Consider the following 18,102-nt stretch of genomic DNA (forward strand, 5'->3'; position numbering starts at 1 on the left):
GTTGGGTGTAGAATAGCCTGGCCAAGGGCCGTCAAACAGGTATAACGCCCATCACTGGGCAATGGTGGCGTGGGTAAAGGTTATCCAATTCCTAAAAGTGGGGCGCGAGCAGTCCGCTGATCTCTTTGGGGTAGCAAACGAAATACTTGCGGAAAGTGCGGGGGGCAATGCCAAAGTCGCTGATTTTGGACATGGGCACTACACTGCCCGATTTGGTAAGTACCATGATCTCGTCTTTGTTCAGGGTGTAGGCGCTGTTGCTTTCTTCTCCGACGATGAGGAAGCTCTCCGCCCCCCGCGGCAGATCGCGGTGGCTGGCCAAGGCAGTCCGGATGTTGTCCAGGTACGCCGCCGGAAAGGGTTCGTTGGAGAACTCGAGCCGGAAAAGGCGGCGGTTGACCAGGCCGTAGCTGAGGTAGGACAACAGCGGATCGGAGTGTTTTTGCCAGGCCTTGACGGCGGCGGAGATGTCGGTATCATCCAGGGCGGCAAAGCAGTCGAGCAGTTCGTTGCGGCGCTTTTTGAAGTCTTCGGTAGTGATGTGGTGGTTGAGGAAATATTCCAGGCTGGGCGGGGCCCACGGCGTTTGGCCCATGGCGGCCAGTTCGCGGGCCCGCTGCAAGACGAGGATCAGCATCCGCTCCGCCGAAACCACGGTCTTGTGTAAGTACACCTGCCAGTACATGATGCGCCGGCTGGTGAGGAAGCGCTCCACGGAGTAGATGCCCTTTTGCTCAATGACCAGTTGATCGTCTACCACATTGAGCATCTTGATGATGCGGTCGTAGCCAATGACGCCTTCGCTGACGCCGGTGAAGTAAGAGTCGCGGTTGAGGTAGTCCATCCGGTCCATATCGAGCTGGCCGGAGACCAACTGGTGGAGAAAGGGCTTGGGGTATCGGCCGGTAAAAATTTCGATGGCCAGGCTGAGGCGGCCCTGGAACTCCTCATTCAGCCGCTCCATAAAAAGGAGGGAGAGTTCTTCGTGGTGGGCGTAAATCAGGGTGTGTTCGAGGGTATGGGAAAAAGGGCCGTGGCCGATGTCGTGGAGCAGGATGGCGATGCTCACTGCTTCTGCTTCGGCGGCGGAGATGGCGACGCCCTTGCCGCGCAGGCTGGCGATGGCGTCCCCCATCAGGTGTAATGCCCCGAGGGCGTGGTGAAAACGGGTGTGCAGGGCCCCGGGGTACACGTAGTGGGTAAGACTGACTTGCTTGATGCTCCGCAGGCGCTGGAAAAACGGATGCTCGATGAGCTCAAACAAGGTGCCATACGGGATGGTGATGAAGCCGTAAACGGGGTCGTTGAGGATCTTATGGGTTTTTTCCATTGGCGGAGCCGGGGGGCGGAAGGTGGACAAAAGTACCGAAAACGCGGGAAGGCGCAGCCTTTTACCTGCGGGAATGACCCACCGCTTGCCAAAGCTACGGCAAAACTCCTCCTCCCCACGGGAGTACCCGGCGAGCGGAGGTATTCCCCCGCTCCCCGTCCATACTCCCCCCACTCGGGGGGGCGGGGGGGAGCACCTGCGGCCGCGCCCACCTTGCACATTAGTGCCGGATTCCTGCTTTATATTTACGCCCGATGACGGACCAAATAACGCGCATGAATGCCCTGGAACGCGAACTGCATTTGCGGCAGTTGCAGGTCCGCCGTCTGCTCCAAATCACCCAGGCCATCAACAACAACGTTGCCGTTGATGACCTTTTTGACATGTACCGGACCTTCCTGCACCAGGAACTCGGCGTACTGGAAATGGCTCTGTTCGTGCGCGACAGCCAAAACGACCAGCGCTGGCTGATGGCTACCCAGATCGGGATGGACGATAAGCCGCTCCCTGACTTCGACCTGGGCGCTGCCCTGGCCCGGTTCACCCGGCCGGGCCTGGTCAACCCCAAGGTCCACCCCTTCTTCGCCAATTTTGTCCACGTCGTTCCCGTCCTCCACAAAGAGCGGCCCATTGCCTACATCCTCATCGGCCGCTTCAGCGAAGAAGAAGACATGTTTGAGCGGGTGCAGATCATCACCACGATCACCAACGTCATTGCCGTAGCGATTGAGAACAAGCGTCTTTTTCGGCGGCAACTGGAACAGGAAAGGCTCGAAGCGGACCTGGACCTCGGGGCCAAAGTGCAGCAAATGCTCATCCCTGAAAAGTATCCGCACCGCGACCAGTACGAGATCAGCACGATCTACAAACCCAAGCTGGGGGTAGGTGGGGATTACATCGATTACAAAGAGTTTGAAGACGGAAAGCTCGTCTTTTGCATCGGCGACTTCACCGGCAAGGGCGTGAGTGCGGCCCTGCTGATGGCCAATTTCCAGGCCAACTTCCACACCCTCATCAAGAAACGGACCGACCTCTACGACTTCGTTACCGAAATCAACACCGCCGTGTACCAGATCACGCGGGGGGAGCGCTTCGTCACTTTCTTTGTAGCCGAGTATGACATGCACGACCACGTCTTGCGCTACGTCAACGCCGGCCATCCGCCACCGGTACTGGTGAGCGAAAACGGCATTAAACTGCTGACGGAAGGCACCCTGGTTTTGGGCTCCATCGACGTGCTTCCGATGCTGGAAGTGGGCACTGTACAGCTCCCAGACGAGGCCCTGGTGGTTACCTTTACCGACGGCCTGACGGACCTGCAAAACCTGGCCGGGGAAACCTTCGACGAGCAAATCCTCTACGATTTTTGCCGCCGCCAGCACGGGCGCTCCGCCGCCGCTTTCAACCGGTCGCTCAAGACGATGCTCGACGATTTCCGGCAGCAGACCGAGTATCCTGACGACCTGACGGTGCTCACCTGCCGCATCTTCCGGGGGCTGGAGGAGTAGACGGGCTGCGTGAGGGACCGAAGCGCCGGGCACCGGAACGGCGGCTTTCATCCTGATGCACCGGGGCTTAGTCGAAAAGTGACCAAATTCAGAACGAAATGCCTTCCTTTACCGTTAAGGATTAGCACATGAAGGACAAAAATCTAGCGGCAGTACTGGCTTTTTTTGGCGGCATAATGGGCTTGCACCGCTTTTACCTGGGGCAGGTGGGCCTCGGCATTCTCTACATCATCTTTGCTCCGCTGGCCTGGTTGATTGGTGTCATCGATGCCATCTCTTTTTTGAGCATGGACCAGCAAACCTTCGACGCGAAGTACAACAAGAGCCAATACCACCCCGTCCAGCCCCAGTTGCGCAACCAGAACGCCAGGCCGATGAACGACCGCGAAGCCCGCTACCAGCAGCGCCAACGCGACCGCGCCATACGCGAGCAACAACTGCGGCAAAAACGCAACGGCCGCCGAGCCTCCGAAACAGGGCCCAGCCCCCAGCCCGTCCGGGCCGTATCCACCGGGCAGGCCGAGCGCGAAGCCGGACTGAAATACTTCCGCGATTTCGAGTACGACCGGGCCATTCTCGCTTTTCAGCAGGCACTGGAGAAAAACCCCCGCGACGTGGCCTCCCACTTCAACATTGCTTGCTCCTATTCCTGCGAGGAAGAGGCCGACAAAGCTTTTTACCACCTGGACCGGGCCGTCGCCATGGGTTTTGCGGACTTCGAGCGGATCCGTACCCACGATAGCCTGGCGTTTTTGCGGGTCCAGCCCAACTTCGAGGCCTTCGTCGCCAATGGTTACCGCCTGGCCCCGGACCGCAGCGAAGAGGAAGTAGTACTGGCCAATCCGATTAAGGAAGAAGAAATGGTTGAACTGCCCCAAATCAGCGAAGACCTGCTCGAACAACTCCAACGCCTGGCTACCCTGAAGGAGAAAGGGCTGCTGACGGAGAATGAGTTTGCCACCCAGAAAAAACGCTTACTGGGTTAAACATGCCTATATTTCCCCGCCGTGGCAGCGTTCCCACCTTTTTGCCTCTCACCAACCTCGACTTCCCCTTGACTGCAGAATCCCTCCTTACTGACCTGATTGTCCCGCTACGTCCCGCTGATACCGGTGAAGAAGCGCTCGGCGTGATGGGCGAATTTTACGTTCGCCATCTGCCCATCGTGGAAAACCGGCAGTTGGTAGCCGTGATTTCCGAGGAGGACATCCTCAACGCCGACGCCATGGAAGAGGTGGGCAATTATCCCCTGGCTTCGCGGCCCCCGGCGGTGTTCCCCGATGACCACCTTTACGACGTGATGCGCCTGCTGGTGGAGTACAAGCTGACGGTAGTGCCCGTCATTGACCGGGAGGGGAACTACCTCGGGATGGTCAGCAGCGAAGATTTATTGCGTTTCTTCGCCGAATCGAGCACCTTCCGTGATCCAGGGTCCATCGTCATTCTGGAAGTGGGCCGGCAGGACTACAGCCTGGCCGAAATTGCCCGCATTGTGGAGAGTGACGGGGCGGTGATCCTGAGCAGTTTTGTCCGTAGTTTTCCCGATTCTGGTCTCGTGGAGGTCACCATCAAGGTCAGCAGCCAGAGTATTGCCAGCACCCTGGCCACCTTCGAGCGCTACAAATACACGGTGAAGGCCAGCTTCAATGAGAAGCAACTCCAGGATACCATGCGCGAGCGCTACGACAGCCTGATGAGCTACCTCAACGTTTAGGGTAGTATTTTTTGGGCGCGGCCGCAGGTGCTCCCCCCCGACCCCCCGAAGGGGGGAGAATGTTGGCCCCCAACCCCCAATGGGGGAGAGCAAGGGACGGTGGAGACTTCCCTTGCTCCCCAAAGACATTCCCTGCACCTGCGTGCGCGCCCTGAAAGGACCTCTTTTTTAGGGCCAACTTCTTGGGCTACGCAGAAAAGCAGGCCCTTGAGAACTGTCAGTATACGACATCCACGGCTGGCGTAACCTCCGTAAGTGATCTTACACGTAGTTTTACGGAATTGACCACCAGCTATTTTCTATGCACGTCGCCATCATTGGCAATGGGATTGCCGGAGTAACCGCCGCCCGTTGGCTGCGCAAACTCGACGCTTCCGTTCGCATCACCCTGATTTCTGCCGAGACGGAGTACTTCTTCTCCCGCACCGCCCTCATGTACGTCTACATGGGTCATATGCGCTTCGAAGACATCATCCCCTACGAGCCTTTCTTCTGGGAAAAAAACCGGATTGACCTGCTGCAAGCGTACGTCGAGCGGGTCGATACCCCCACCAAAACCCTGCATTTGGCCAACGGCAAACACCTGGCCTACGATAAACTGGTGCTGGCCACGGGCAGTTACTGGAACAAATTCGGCTGGCCGGGGCAAGACCTGGAGCGGGTACGCGGCATGGTCAGCGCCCAGGACCTGGCTTATCTGGAAGCGCATACGGCCGAGATCAAAGCGGCCGTGGTGGTGGGCGGCGGGCTCATTGGCATCGAGCTGGCGGAGATGCTCCACAGCCGGCACATTCCCGTTTCCCTGCTCATCCGCGAAAAAAGCTACTGGAACAACGCCCTGCCGCCGGAAGAGAGCCGGATGGTTTCACGCCACATCCGCAGCAGGGGCATTGACCTGCGCGAAGAGACCGAATTGGACACCATCCACGACGACGGAACGGGCGCGGCCGGTGCCATCACCACTAAGGGCGGCGAACGCATCGAATGCCAGTTTGTGGGGCTCACGGCGGGCGTTAGCCCCAACGTAGCTTTTTTACGGGGCACCGAGGGCCTGGAACTCGGGCGCGGCATCAAGGTCAATGATTACCTGGAAACGTCTGTCCCCGACGTCTACGCCATTGGCGACTGCGCGGAAGTGCTGGACCCCAAGCCAGGGCGGCGTGGCGTAGAGGCCATCTGGTACACCGGCCGGATGATGGGCGAAACGGTGGCTTACAACATCCTGGGCACGAAGGTGGGTTACGACCCCGGCGTTTGGTTCAACTCCGCGAAATTCCTGGATCTGGAATACCAGGTGTACGGCGAAGTACCGGCGGGCGGGCGCGACGGCCTGGCCACCCTCTACTGGGAACACCCCGACGGAGAAAAAGCCGTGCGCATCAACTACGAAGCCGCCGACGGCACCATCCGGGGCTTCAACCTGATGGGCATCCGCTACCGCCATGAAGTCTGCGAAAAATGGATCAAGGAAGGCAAGCACGTGGAAGAAGTCCTGCAGCAACTCGGTATGGCCAATTTCGACCCGGAATTTTACGAACAATACGAGGCGGAAGTAGTCGCGCTGTACAACCAGCAAACTGGCAAAAAGCTCCAACTGCGGCAAGAGCGCAGTTTATCGGCGGCCCTGCGCTACCTCGGCTTTGGCCAGCGGAAACCCCGGGCTTTCGTCAAGCCGGAATAGTCCGCCGCAGCAAGTACCCATCCTTAAGAAAGACTTTAAGAAATACCTCATGCCTTCCACGTCCACCCACAAATCCACCTTGCAGTACCTCGGGCTTGGCTTGTTTGCCATCGCCTTGCTCGTATTTACGGGCATGCTCGGATTAGACCATTATAATTTTACGCCGGCAGACCTGACAGCACCGTTTGCCACCGACGATGCGGCGCGGCAAGACATTGCGGCCATGCACCAACGGGCGCTCACTACTGCCGGCGAAAGGACCGGGCTCTTTGAAAACACCTACGGAACCACCTTCGCCGCCGAAAAAGCCCTGAAGGAGACTTTCTACCTGGCCCGGACGCTGGTAGACCAGGAGCTACAGGCCAACGGATTGCCCGAAGGTAAGCAGCAGTGGGAGGTGGAATTGCCGGAATGGCAGTTTAAAAGTCAGCGTACGGGCTGGATTCAGGGTGCCGCCGACGGGCCGGTAACGAATAACCCGTGGTTGTTCTTCTTTTTGACCATCGGCCTGGGCGCTTTAGGCGGTATTCTCTACGTATTGCCCAAGTTTGCGGCGCAGCCTGGCATCAAGAACGACCACATCTTCCACAGCCAACTCACCAAGGGACTGGACCTGGGCTGGCGGGCTTTTTTCCTGACCGTTACCATTCTGGGCGTCCTGGGCTACGGCTTTTGGTACATGGACGACAAGTTTTTCTGGCCCGCCGTTACGGCCCTGATTGCCATCGTCATCATTGGCTTGGTATTGTTTGCGCAGCAGTCCTGGAAGCAGGAGGCGCGCGACGCAGGGCCGGAGGGCATCAGTGGTTACCTGGGGATTTTCACCGGGGTGTACTTCATCGGATTCTATTTGCTGTTGTACTGGGCGAGCCACCACATTGTTGCATGGATACAAATGGTCAGCCCGGTCAGCGAAGCCCTCTACCAGTTTTTCAGTGGCGAAGACGAAGGCGGGGCCGCCAGCCAGTGGTTCCTCTACGGCCTGATGTATACCCTCATCATTCTGGTGATGGGCGTGCGGATGATTGCGAAGTACCGCCACAACAAGTACCAGATTTTCCGGACGATCTCGGTGATGTTTTTCCAAACGGCCTTTGCCTTCATGATTCCGGAAATCCTGGTAGCCCTCAATAAGCCGTGGTACGATTTCAAAAACATCTGGCCACTGGACTATGACTTCTTCTTTGGCTGGCAGCTCGACCAGTTTCAGAGTGCGGGAGCACTGGGCTTATTCATGCTCTTTTGGGGTATTGCGCTGATCATTCTGGGTGTCCCCCTGATGGTGCACTTTTTGGGCAAGCGCTGGTATTGCAGCTGGGTTTGTGGTTGCGGCGGACTGGCCGAAACGATGGGCGACCCCTGGCGGCAGCTCTCCGATAAGAGCTTACGGGCCTGGAAATTTGAACGCTGGATCATCCACGGGGTCCTGGTGGCGGCCATCGTAATGACGGGGCTGACGCTCTACACTTACTTCGGCGGTGCTTCGGAAGTGTTGGGCATCCAGACCGGTGGCATCCAAAAATGGTACGGCTTTTTGATTGGGGCGGGTTTTGCGGGCGTTGTCGGCACGGGCTTCTACCCCCTGATGGGCAATCGCGTGTGGTGCCGCTTCGGTTGTCCGCTGGCGGCTTACCTGGGCCTCGTGCAGCGTTTCCAGAGCCGCTTCCGCATCACTACAAACGGGGGGCAGTGCATCAGCTGTGGCAATTGTTCCACTTACTGCGAAATGGGCATCGACGTGCGGCACTACGCCCAGCGCGGCCAAGACATCGTCCGGGCCAGCTGCGTAGGTTGTGGGGTATGCGCAGCGGTTTGCCCCCGGGGGGTACTTCGCCTGGAAAACGCGCCCGAAGACATCAGCCAGCGCGCCGTCGCTGAGCGGGTCATCCACATTGATGCGGAGAAAGGCATTTCTTTGATGAACTAAGGAACAGTCCTGGGCTTGGGTTAGGCCCAAGCGGCATTTAGCGCACAGAAAGAAGTTGACTGCGGGGTGTAAACCCCGCGCGGGATTTGCAATGCCGAAAAGACATCCTAAAAGGGAATGTCTTCGTCGGTATTCATCTTGCTGGGGATGGTCGTTGAGCCGTAGGCCCCGCCGGGCTGGGCGGACTGGATGGCGCTGTCGGGCAGGAGGCTGAAGTCGGGGTCCCCCAGATCGGAGAAGCGGGCGAAGTTGCTTTCAAAGGCCAGGCGGATGTCTTTTGATTCTCCGTGGCGGTTTTTGCCGATGATGACTTCGGCGGTGCCTACCAGGGAGTTGCCCTGCTCGTCTTCCAGAATTTTGTAGTACTCGGGGCGGTAGAGGAACATTACCATATCGGCGTCTTGCTCGATGGAGTTGTGGACGATGATGTTGTTAGCTACAAAATTGTGAGGACCAGGGACTGTAAGGTCGAATACTTCTTCAATAGTCGATTTCTCAATAGATACTAATTGATCCCAGTATATATCGCTGGTTGCAAGCGCTTTAAGTTCTGGGCTATTCACTACTGAGGCTACACGAGCTGCCCGCTCTCTACTTAAGTTGTTTTTATAGAGTGAAGTCCCACAGTAGTTCATCCCAATATCTGCCTGCATAGTGCGGGTAGTCATTTGACCACGCTGCATGGCTGGAACGACTATAGAGTGCCATACCGATTTAGGGATAACATCTCTGTTTGTATTTTCTTTCCTCTCGGAGAGGAAACTCATTACTTCATCTAAAGCTGTAGACTTATATTTCCCAATAGCACCAACTTGAGTGCTAAATTTCAATAAGTCACTTTTACCTGTTACAATTACATGGAATTGATCCCGCCCTTTATCTTTTTGAGGCAATTGCTTAATTCGGGCATTAATCTCCAATCGAATCAATAATGACTGAACGTTTCTTGCGAGACGTTCACTAGAAGATGCATAGTAGACCGCCGGGTAGACGGTTTTTCCCTGCACCATTCGAATGCAACCATCTGTAGACCACAGATGACTAAGGAAAATCCCAATCTGTTCTGAAGAACAACCGAAAACTACGTCAGGAACATACTTCTCATGTGAGCGTAATCCAAATACATTCATTTCAGATAGCCACGTCGAAATTGGGTTGCGAACGCCATGAGTTCTGTGCTCGGTGGAAGTAAGGTATACTTGGTACCATCCGTTTCGACTTTCGTCTTTACCTTCAAATTTTATTGATGGGCTAATTCGGTTACCGAAAATATTTTTAGCAAGATTCGCTACCTTCTCAGCAAGATCGACTTCCCGTGTAGTGTATTGAATAGTGTGGCGAGGAAGTGTACAGCCATCGCCGATCAAATGACCAAGAAGTGCTAATTCATCATCGCTAATTCGGTCAGACAACTTTGGGGCTGAATTGACCTTTCGTGGAAGGGCAAGATGATTTCCAATAGTTAGCTCATCAAGACGTTTCCAACCTTCAATTGTCAAGAACTTATGGTTTTCAGTAGCTCGAATCGTACGCCCCAAAGCAGTAGTCAATCGATAAGTTTGCTTCACGCCTGTGCTAAAGGCTCTGCTTACTTTCGCTTTTTTAAGATTATGGTTTTCGTCTATAGCCCAGATAGTGAAGCCACCGTTAGGATGTTCTTTAACTAGTTGATCCAATCTAACCCTATTACCTGTGTCGGCAAGAGTCACCAACGTATCCCCCGCCAAACAACCCGACTCCCGCAAATCACTCAGCTGCGGCCGCTTATCCCCGCCGCGGGTTTCGACGGCGCGGGAGAGCTGGGACAGGGCGATGACGGGCACTTCCAGTTCTTTGGCCAGTCCCTTGAGGGCGCGGCTGATGCCGGAGACTTCCTGTTCGCGGTTCATGCCTTTGTTGGATTCGCCGGAGCCGGACATGAGCTGGAGGTAATCGATGATGACCATCGAGATGCCTTTTTCCAGTTTGAGGCGGCGGCATTTGGCCCGGAGTTCGAAGACGTTGATGCCGGCCGTATCGTCGATGTAGATGGGGGCTTCGCCGATGCGGTTCATGGCTTCCACCAGGCGGGCCCATTCGGCGTCGTCAAACTTGCCGTTGCGCATTTTCTGGCCGTTCACTTCGGCGTCCTGGCTGAAGATACGGCCGGCCAGCTGGGCGGCGCTCATTTCGAGGCTGAACAGGGCGACGCCTTTGCCGTACTCCACGGCGGCGTGGCGGGCCATGCTGAGCACGAAGCTGGTTTTGCCCATGGCGGGGCGGGCGGCGACGATGATGAGGTCGCTGGGCTGCAGGCCAGAGGTGAGGCGGTCGAGCTCCGTGAAACCGGTGGGGATGCCCGTCAGGCCATCCTCTTTTTCGCGGAGCATGGTGAGCTGTTCGAGGATCTGGTTGGCCAGGGAGCCCATGTCGGCCACCTGTTTGCCCATGTTCTTCTCGGTGATCTCGAAGATGAAATTTCCGGCTTTGTCCAGCAGGTCGAGCACGTCGGTGCTGTCTTCGTAGGCGTCGTGAATGATCTCGGTGCTGGTGCGGATCAATTCACGCTGGATGAATTTTTCGGTGACGATCCGGGCGTGGTACTCGATGTTGGCCGAACTGGTCACCTTCAGCGAAAGCTGGGTCAGGTACGCCGCGCCGCCGATGTTGGCCAACTCTTCGGTTTTGCGCAGGTCTTCCATGACGGTGAAAATGTCAATGGGCTGGCTGCGCTCGAAAAGGCGACGCATGCTGCGGAAGATGGCCTGGTGGGCGGGGCGGTAGAAAGACTCGGGCGCGAGGATATCGAGCACCTTCGTCATGGCCTCCTTTTCAATAAGGATGCCACTGAGGATGGCCTCCTCCAAATCCGGGGCCTGGGGGGGCAGCCGACTGTATTCCGGCAGGTTTGCTTCCTGCAGGCGGGTGCGGTTGGTGTACTTAGGGGTACCGTTGCCAGCTATTCTTTCGAGTCTTTTATCTTTTGCCATCCGTATTTACAAAGGTACGCTCTGGCGGCCCAGTTGCGGTGGAAAAGTTCTGCCCCAAATGTGGAAAAACCGGTTGAAAAGCCTGTGGAAAACGGTGGAATTGCGTGTTAGTGGCGGTGGAAAGTCTTGAAAGCCAACCGATGGGGCGTTCTGAGGCCCGCGCCGGGTTGGGGGAGTTTTTGGGGTGCCGGACTTCCCTTGCTCCTCGTCCACAAGAGCGCACCTGCGGCCGCGCCCACCAAACCCCACCCCGGTTTCCGCCGTTTCCAAAGGAAAAAAAATGTGCGGACGTTACAGCATCGTAATCGATGAGGCGAAGTTGCGGCAGCAATTTGGCAACGAGCTAAAGTTCCCCCCTGCAGGCCTACCCACCAATTACAACGTGGCCCCCACGCAGCAGGGCCTGGTGCTGACTGACCGCGACCCACAGCAGTTGCAGTTGTTCCGTTGGGGCCTGGTGCCTTTCTGGGCCAAAGACCTGAGCATCGGTGCCCGCATGATCAACGCCCGCCGGGAGGGCATTGAGGATAAACCCAGTTTCCGCCAGGCCATCCGCCAGCGCCGTTGCCTGGTGCTGGCCGATAGCTTTTACGAATGGCAACGCGTGGGCAAGGCCAAAACGCCGCACCGGATTTTACCCGCCGATGGCCAGCTCCTCGTCATGGCCGGTATCTGGGAACAGTGGCGCCCCCCCGACGACCCCGAACACCCCATCCACACTTTTTCCATCATCACCGGCGATCCCAACGCGGAAATGGACGCCATCCACGACCGGATGCCCATGCTGCTCTACACCCCGCAAAGCCAGGCGCGCTGGCTGGATCCGGCGACTTCCCTCGATGGCGTGCTCGACCTCCTGCATACCCCGCCCGGCGGGATGCTGCACCACTACGCCGTCTCTCCGCTGGTGGGCAACGTCCGCAATAACGGCCCCGAACTTCATGCTGCGCAAGTGGCGTAAATTGCGGCCATGTCTTATCCTCACCGCATCGTAGCGGCTACCCCGGCCGACTACCCGACCATCCAGCAGATTGCCCACCTCACCTGGCCGGATACCTTCGCGGGCATTCTGGAGCCCGCCCAGATTGCCTACATGCTGCACCACATGTACCGCACCGAAGCCCTCGAAGCCCAGGTGGCCGCCGGCCACGTCTTTTACCTGCTACTGGAACCCCAAACAGAGGCCGCTGCGCCCGATTACCCTCCTGCCACGGGCACGGCCTACGCCGCCGTCGGCTACGTCAGTTATCAGCTGGATTACTTGCCCGGCACCGCCAAAATCCACAAACTCTACGTCTTACCCAGCACCCAGGGCAAGGGCTACGGCAAGGCCTTGATTGAGCACGTCGCAACGATTGCTACCGCCGCCGGCCAAGGCGCGCTGCGCCTCGATGTCAATTACCAAAACCGCGCCATCAATTTCTACGAGCACCTTGGCTTCCAGAAAATCGACCGCTTCGATACCGACATCGGCAACGGCTACCGGATGGAAGACTGGCGAATGGAACGACCCCTCTAACCCCCCAAAAACTACCGCTGTGCGCGCTTTGCTTCAACGTGTTTCCTCCGCTTCCGTCACCGCCGACGGTACCATCACCGGGCAGATTGGCCCCGGACTACTCATCCTGCTCGGCATCGAAGAGGCGGACGGGCCGGAGGACATCGACTGGCTCTGCGGCAAGATTGCCCGGCTCCGTATTTTCAGCGACGCGGAGGGGAAGATGAACTTGAGCGTGGCCGATACGGGGGGCGGTTTACTGGTCGTATCTCAGTTCACCCTCTTCGCCAGCACCAAAAAAGGCAACCGCCCCAGTTTCATTCGCAGCGCACGGCCGGAGCTGGCCATCCCCCTGTACGAACACTTCCTGGCCGCCCTGGCCACCGTCGTAAACCGCCCCGTGGCCAGCGGCGTCTTCGGGGCCGACATGCAGGTGGCCCTGGTCAACGACGGACCCGTTACGATCTGGATCGACAGCCAGGCTAAGGAATGACCGCCTCCCACGCCTCGCCGGCGGTGGTGGGAAGGTCGGGTTCGCGGTTGAGGTAAGGATAGCGTACCCCCGTTAGAAAAAGTCCCTCGGCCGGTGCCAGCAGAAAAGGGGCAGTGCGAACGCCCGTGGCGAGCATGGCCGAGAAATCCGTAGTGCGTTGCGCCGCTTTTCCCACGCGCCAGAGGTCGCTGACCAGCAGGCGGATCATCCCCCGTAAAAAGCGATCGGCGACGAATTGCAGCCGGTAGCGGTTGCCGCCCGCGTTGTGGTAAAGTTGTATCGACTGGAGGGTGCAGCGGGTGCTGTTGTGCCGATCGGGGGCCTTGCAGAAGGCGCGAAAATCGTGGGTGCCGACGAGCTCTTGGAGGTTCTCGGTCAGGGCGGCGGGTTGGAAGTCGGTCAGGTCCAGCAGCGCGCTGTAGCGGTTCAGCAGGGCGTGGGTTTGGCCGTGGAAAAAGTAATCGTAGGTGCGTTGCGTGGCATCAAAGCGGGCGTGGGTGCCGGCGCCGACGGGCAGGAGTTCCAGCACCGTGATGTCGGGTGGCAAGTGTTTATTGAGGATGAACAAATAGTTGGCGGGCGGGGGTTCCGGGGTGGTGAGGTGAACGTAAAACTGGGTGGCGTGGACGCCCGCGTCGGTGCGCCCGCAGGCTCCGGCGGGCAGGGCCTGGCCGTGAATGCGGGCCAGCGCCGTTTCGAGCACTTCCTGCACCGTTTGGCGGCTGTTCAGCTGGCGTTGCCAGCCCCGGTAGGCTGTTCCGTCGTAAGCAAGGCGCAGGAAGTAGTCGATGGCTCGTTGGTTTTTTTTTGAGTGGGCGCGGCCGCAGGTGCCGGGCAAAGTTGAAGGCGATGGGAGGCCCCCCCCCTAGCGGATCTCGTACTTCGCAACGATCCGGTCCGCCCCCCGCACGATCATTTCCATCCGCCCGACCCGGGGCAGGGCGGGCAACTGCACAAACTCGGCGTAAGGTCCGGGCCCCCGGACGCTGAGTTCCTTGCGCCAAAGCACGTTCAGGTTCTCGTCTTGAATGGTCAGGTAAGGTACCCCCGCCCCGGGCATCTGAAAGGCCACCCGGATGCGGTTGTTGGCATCGCGGGTAAGAACGGGCAGTTGGGCCGTACTTTGGATAATGGGGGTGGTACGGCCACCGGTCATCGTCGGGCCCTGGGGCGGAGCAGCGGGGCTAACGGTGGGCCGACGGGGAATGATCAAAACGTCGCCGCCATTGTCCGCCTCCCAGTAAAAGATGCCCGGTGGGCTGCGGAAGCGGTTGGCGTTGGTATTTTCTTCTTTTGCGCCCGTGGAGCGGTCGATCATTACGGTGCGCACCTGGATGTTGCGGAGATCTACCCACACCCACTTGAACTGGTTGAAGCGTCCGCTGGCCCGCGTCCAGGGCTTGTCGTCGTCGTTGGGCCGCAAGGGGGCCCCCCAGCAGCCTTCGCCGACGTAGACGGTGCCCTGCCGGTCGTCGCGGATAAAGCCTTCGGCGGAGCCGGGTTCGCGGCTGGGGCGGATCGGCCAGGTCTGCTTCACGGTGTGGGCGTCAGACTCGCAGGCCAGGTCCACGCCGTAGCGGGAAAAACGGGTAGCCCAGAGGGTGATCAGTTCGTCGCGCTCGGGCTTGGTGGAAGTGTGGGGACGCATGGCGTGGTGATACTGGGCGATCTTCCACATGGTTTTGCAGCGGGCCAGGTCGTTTTCCAACCAGCTCAATTGGTCGCCGCCGGCGGGGAAAAGCGTGTTGAGGGTGTAGGTCCTCAGCAGGCCGCCCGCAAAGTCGAGGGTATAGTAGATATTGGGGTTGCTGACGTCAAAGAGGTTGTAGATCGATTCGTTGGCGCGCTCGTGGTTGCCCCGGGCGGGCACGATGGGAGTCAGGCGACCGTCGGAGCTGATCGTCAGCTGCCAGTCGTCAAACCAGGCCTGCCATTCGCTGGCGGTGTCGCTGGCCGTCATATCTCCGCCGAACATGACGAAGTGGGGGCGGATTTTGCCCACCAGGCGGTTGGCCGCGCGGGCCACCTCGCGGTTGTTGCGGGAATCGCTGCCAACGATGATGCTCAACGGCTTATCCGGCGTAGCGTGCGGCGTTTCAAACATCATGCGGTTGCTGACGCCTTCGTTATCGACCACCAGGAAGTAATAGACAGTGCCCGGCCGCAAGCTGCCCAGGCGAACGAAGACGTTGCGCATCCCGGCGTGGTTGATCGTGCGGGAAGGGGCGGCGGTGTAGCGGTAGGCGGCGGGATTGCGGCCGCCGTCTTCCTCACCGTACACCACCCGGACGGCGCTGCCACTCTGGTGTTCAAAACCGATGACCATGGTACTGGCGGGGTCTTCCCGCCAGGTAAGCCGGTACCGACCCGTAGCTGCCGCCAGCGAGCCAGAGAGCAATACCAAAAGCGCACCGAGCGCAAAACCCAGCATCCCTGCCGCCCGTCGGAAACCCAACCCATTGGCCAGGGATGGTCGGGGAGGCGTAACGGAACAACGGCTGGGGCGGAAAAAGGGCATACGGGGCGGAGAAGCTTTGCAAAAATTGTAGGGACCTAACAATTTTAGTGATCGGTTGATTGCGGCCAGTGGCGGGAGAAGGCGTAATTTTGCGGTTTACTAACGCGCGACCTTCCGGGGCCACAAAGAAACTACAAAGATGGGACGTGATTCTGCCGTATTTGACCGCATTCAACGCGAACTGGAGCGCCAACGCAACGGCATTGAGTTGATTGCTTCGGAAAACTTCACTTCCCAGGCCGTGATGGACGCCATGGGGAGTTGCCTGACCAATAAGTACGCCGAGGGTTACCCCGGCAAGCGCTATTACGGCGGCTGCGAAATCGTCGACGAAATTGAGCAGCTGGCCATTGACCGCCTCTGCGAACTCTTCGGGGCCGAATACGCCAACGTGCAGCCGCACTCCGGCGCCCAGGCCAACGCGGCGGTCTTCCTCGCCTGCCTCCAGCCGGGAGACCGGACGCTGGGCTTCAGCCTGGCCCACGGCGGGCACCTGAGCCACGGCCACCCGGCCAACTTCAGCGGCAAGCACTTCGAGGCCCACTTCTACGGCGTGGAAGAAGCCACCGGACGGGTGGACATGGAGAAGGTGGCCGAAAAGGCCCGCGAGGTACAACCCAAAATGATCATTTGTGGTGCTTCCGCGTACAGCCGCGACTGGGATTACGCAGCCTTCCGCAAGATTGCCGACGAGGTAGGAGCCATTTTGCTGGCCGACATCGCCCACCCCGCGGGCCTCATCGCCGCCGGCCTGCTCAACGACCCCCTCCCCCACTGCCACATCGTTACCAGCACCACCCACAAGACCCTGCGCGGCCCCCGGGGCGGCATCATCATGATGGGCAAAGACTTCGATAACCCCTGGGGCAAAAGCCTGAAAAACGGTACCCTCATCAAAATGAGCCGCCTGCTCGACGGTGCCGTATTCCCCGGCATGCAGGGTGGCCCGCTCGAGCACGTCATCGCCGCCAAAGCCGTGGCCTTCGGCGAAAACCTGCGGCCGGAGTGGAAGCAGTACGGCCAGCAAGTCATCGCCAACGCCCAGGCGCTGGCCCAGGCGCTGGTAGAAAGAGGTTACCACATCATCAGCGGCGGAACGGACAACCACTCGATGCTCATTGACCTGAGCAATAAGAACATCACCGGCAAAGAAGCGGAAGAAGCCCTTGGCCAGGCCGACATCACCCTGAACAAGAACATGGTGCCATTCGATAAAAAATCAGCCATGGTCACCAGCGGTATCCGCATCGGCACGGCAGCCGTCACCACCCGCGGCTTTACCGAAGAAGATTGCCGGCAGACCGTTGCCTGGATCGATGAAGTCATCCAGAACTACCAGGACGAAGCTACGCTGGCCCGTATCCGGGGAGAAGTGCACACTTTTATGCAGCGCTTCCCGCTTTACGAAGGAGCTTTGGTTTAGTGCAGTAGGTCGTAGTTCGTAGTTCGTAGTTCATAGTTCATAGTTCACTAGTGTTCTAGGCCATTCTGAGGGAGCACCCCGGGAATGCGGATGCGGTAGCCCCCGCAGATTCCGGATGCGCTGTAGGAGCCTGGGAGCCGCCCTGGATTCCGGATGCGCTGCATGACCCTGAGAGCCGCCCCGGATTCCGGATGTGCTGTAGGACCCTGGGAGCCGCCCTGGATTCCGGATGTGCTGCATGACCCTGGGAGCCGCCCCGGATTCCGGATGCGCTGCATCCTACATCCGGGGTTATTAAGGTTGGACCCCTGCCGGGGTCGGTCGGCTGGGACCTCTAAAGAATTGTAAACTAGTGCACTACTGAACTACTGAACTACTGCACTACTGAACTTACTTCTTCACCCGTTTTTCGTTGGCCTTGATGAAGCTTTCCCAGCCGGTGAATTTTTTTCCTCCTTCGGGCAGGCCTTTGCTCTGGTGAAAATGACACATGGCGGCCCCCAGGGCGTCGGTGGCATCGGCGAGGGAGGCGGAGAGGTCCAGGGTAAATTCGTTCTGGAGCATGGCCGCTACTTGTTCCTTGCTGGCGTTGCCGTTGCCGGTGATTGATTGCTTGATCTTGCGGGGGGCGTACTCTTCCACCTGCAGGCCCTGGCCCATGGCGGCGGCCATGCACACGCCCTGGGCCCGGCCGAGCTTGAGCATCGACTGGGGGTTTTTGCCGAAAAAAGGGCTTTCGATGGCCATCACCTTGGGCTGGTGGGTGGTAATGACCTGGGAGAGGCGGCGGTAAATGGCGGCCAGGCGTTCGGCGTGTTCGGGGAATTTGACGAGGTGAAGGGTGCCCAACTCCAGAATTTGGCGGGATTTGGGGCGGATTTCTACCACGGCAAAGCCCAGCACGACCGTCCCGGGGTCAACACCCAGGATGCGGTAGACGGCGGGCTCGGCGGCGGGAGGACGTTTTGGGGAGGGCAATGTCGTAGATTTACACCCGGAGGGCTTTGCAACAAAGAACCGTCCAAATCCCCAAACCAACAA

Annotated in this window: 14 protein-coding genes; 9 read left to right on the forward strand and 5 right to left on the reverse strand. The window is 58.6% G+C overall.

All coding sequences use genetic code 11. From position 1 onward, the window contains the following. Positions 1-91: 91 nt before the first annotated feature. Positions 92-1,330, reverse strand: coding sequence for an HD domain-containing protein (locus H9S92_RS16920; RefSeq protein WP_187467873.1), 1,239 nt, complete (start codon positions 1,328-1,330; stop codon positions 92-94). Positions 1,331-1,584: 254 nt separating this feature from the next. On the opposite strand from H9S92_RS16920, the gene H9S92_RS16925 reads away from it, so the two are divergent. From H9S92_RS16925 to H9S92_RS16945, 5 genes are all read left to right on the forward strand, one after another. After that, on the forward strand, positions 1,585-2,838 hold the full coding sequence (locus H9S92_RS16925) for a PP2C family protein-serine/threonine phosphatase (protein ID WP_187467874.1): 1,254 nt from the start codon (positions 1,585-1,587) through the stop codon (positions 2,836-2,838). A 128-nt stretch (positions 2,839-2,966) separates the two neighbouring features. After that, positions 2,967-3,824 (forward strand): NINE protein, encoded by an 858-nt coding sequence (locus H9S92_RS16930; RefSeq protein ID WP_187467875.1) that lies wholly within the window; start codon positions 2,967-2,969, stop codon positions 3,822-3,824. Between the two features lie 2 nt (positions 3,825-3,826). Next, positions 3,827-4,552 carry a CBS domain-containing protein gene (locus tag H9S92_RS16935; protein WP_246463939.1) on the forward strand — a complete coding sequence of 242 codons (726 nt, stop codon included), beginning with the start codon at positions 3,827-3,829 and terminating at the stop codon, positions 4,550-4,552. A gap of 301 nt (positions 4,553-4,853) precedes the next feature. After that, positions 4,854-6,233, forward strand: a complete 1,380-nt coding sequence (locus tag H9S92_RS16940) for an NAD(P)/FAD-dependent oxidoreductase (protein WP_187467876.1) — start codon at positions 4,854-4,856, stop codon at positions 6,231-6,233. A gap of 49 nt (positions 6,234-6,282) precedes the next feature. Continuing rightward, positions 6,283-8,160: a 4Fe-4S binding protein gene (locus H9S92_RS16945; RefSeq protein ID WP_246463941.1), complete on the forward strand. Its 1,878-nt coding sequence runs from the start codon at positions 6,283-6,285 to the stop codon at positions 8,158-8,160. Positions 8,161-8,267: 107 nt separating this feature from the next. On the opposite strand, the gene H9S92_RS16950 is transcribed toward H9S92_RS16945, so the two are convergent. Next, the gene (locus H9S92_RS16950; protein ID WP_222936143.1) at positions 8,268-11,129 is read right to left on the reverse strand and encodes a replicative DNA helicase; all 2,862 of its coding nucleotides are present in this window, start codon (positions 11,127-11,129) and stop codon (positions 8,268-8,270) included. Positions 11,130-11,409: 280 nt separating this feature from the next. Here H9S92_RS16950 and H9S92_RS16955 point away from each other — a divergent pair, with 280 nt between their 5' ends. The 3 genes from H9S92_RS16955 to dtd are packed head-to-tail and all read left to right on the forward strand — an operon-like array spanning position 11,410 to position 13,120. Beyond that, on the forward strand, positions 11,410-12,090 hold the full coding sequence (locus tag H9S92_RS16955) for an SOS response-associated peptidase (protein WP_187467877.1): 681 nt from the start codon (positions 11,410-11,412) through the stop codon (positions 12,088-12,090). Between the two features lie 9 nt (positions 12,091-12,099). Next, positions 12,100-12,648, forward strand: a complete 549-nt coding sequence (locus H9S92_RS22355) for a GNAT family N-acetyltransferase (RefSeq protein WP_187467878.1) — start codon at positions 12,100-12,102, stop codon at positions 12,646-12,648. A 19-nt stretch (positions 12,649-12,667) separates the two neighbouring features. Next, positions 12,668-13,120, forward strand: coding sequence for a D-aminoacyl-tRNA deacylase (gene dtd / locus H9S92_RS16965; RefSeq protein ID WP_187467879.1), 453 nt, complete (start codon positions 12,668-12,670; stop codon positions 13,118-13,120). Here dtd and truA read toward each other — a convergent pair. Further along, a complete protein-coding gene (gene truA, locus H9S92_RS16970) occupies positions 13,110-13,958 on the reverse strand; it encodes a tRNA pseudouridine(38-40) synthase TruA (protein ID WP_187467880.1) in 849 nt (282 codons plus the stop codon). The genes dtd and truA overlap by 11 nt on opposite strands. A 27-nt stretch (positions 13,959-13,985) precedes the next feature. Beyond that, positions 13,986-15,638 (reverse strand): metallophosphoesterase family protein, encoded by a 1,653-nt coding sequence (locus H9S92_RS16975; RefSeq protein WP_187467881.1) that lies wholly within the window; start codon positions 15,636-15,638, stop codon positions 13,986-13,988. Positions 15,639-15,777: 139 nt separating this feature from the next. Between H9S92_RS16975 and glyA the strand changes: the two genes are divergently transcribed. Further along, positions 15,778-17,061 (forward strand): serine hydroxymethyltransferase, encoded by a 1,284-nt coding sequence (gene glyA / locus H9S92_RS16980; RefSeq protein WP_187467882.1) that lies wholly within the window; start codon positions 15,778-15,780, stop codon positions 17,059-17,061. Between the two features lie 390 nt (positions 17,062-17,451). Here the strand turns inward: glyA and ruvC are convergent, their stop codons facing one another. Next, the gene (gene ruvC / locus H9S92_RS16985) at positions 17,452-18,039 is read right to left on the reverse strand and encodes a crossover junction endodeoxyribonuclease RuvC (protein ID WP_187467883.1); all 588 of its coding nucleotides are present in this window, start codon (positions 18,037-18,039) and stop codon (positions 17,452-17,454) included. Positions 18,040-18,102: the final 63 nt, after the last annotated feature.

The organism is Neolewinella lacunae, from assembly GCF_014349155.1.
Taxonomy (GTDB): domain Bacteria; phylum Bacteroidota; class Bacteroidia; order Chitinophagales; family Saprospiraceae; genus Neolewinella; species Neolewinella lacunae.

Excerpts from the sequence above, each read along its gene's own strand:
- H9S92_RS16920 (WP_187467873.1), bottom strand. The coding sequence starts at position 1,330 with ATGGAAAAAACCCATAAGATCCTCAACGACCCCGTTTACGGCTTCATC.
- H9S92_RS16925 (WP_187467874.1), top strand. The coding sequence starts at position 1,585 with ATGACGGACCAAATAACGCGCATGAATGCCCTGGAACGCGAACTGCAT.
- H9S92_RS16930 (WP_187467875.1), top strand. The coding sequence starts at position 2,967 with ATGAAGGACAAAAATCTAGCGGCAGTACTGGCTTTTTTTGGCGGCATA.
- H9S92_RS16935 (WP_246463939.1), top strand. The coding sequence starts at position 3,827 with ATGCCTATATTTCCCCGCCGTGGCAGCGTTCCCACCTTTTTGCCTCTC.
- H9S92_RS16940 (WP_187467876.1), top strand. The coding sequence starts at position 4,854 with ATGCACGTCGCCATCATTGGCAATGGGATTGCCGGAGTAACCGCCGCC.
- H9S92_RS16945 (WP_246463941.1), top strand. The coding sequence starts at position 6,283 with ATGCCTTCCACGTCCACCCACAAATCCACCTTGCAGTACCTCGGGCTT.
- H9S92_RS16950 (WP_222936143.1), bottom strand. The coding sequence starts at position 11,129 with ATGGCAAAAGATAAAAGACTCGAAAGAATAGCTGGCAACGGTACCCCT.
- H9S92_RS16955 (WP_187467877.1), top strand. The coding sequence starts at position 11,410 with ATGTGCGGACGTTACAGCATCGTAATCGATGAGGCGAAGTTGCGGCAG.
- H9S92_RS22355 (WP_187467878.1), top strand. The coding sequence starts at position 12,100 with ATGTCTTATCCTCACCGCATCGTAGCGGCTACCCCGGCCGACTACCCG.
- H9S92_RS16975 (WP_187467881.1), bottom strand. The coding sequence starts at position 15,638 with ATGCCCTTTTTCCGCCCCAGCCGTTGTTCCGTTACGCCTCCCCGACCA.
- glyA (WP_187467882.1), top strand. The coding sequence starts at position 15,778 with ATGGGACGTGATTCTGCCGTATTTGACCGCATTCAACGCGAACTGGAG.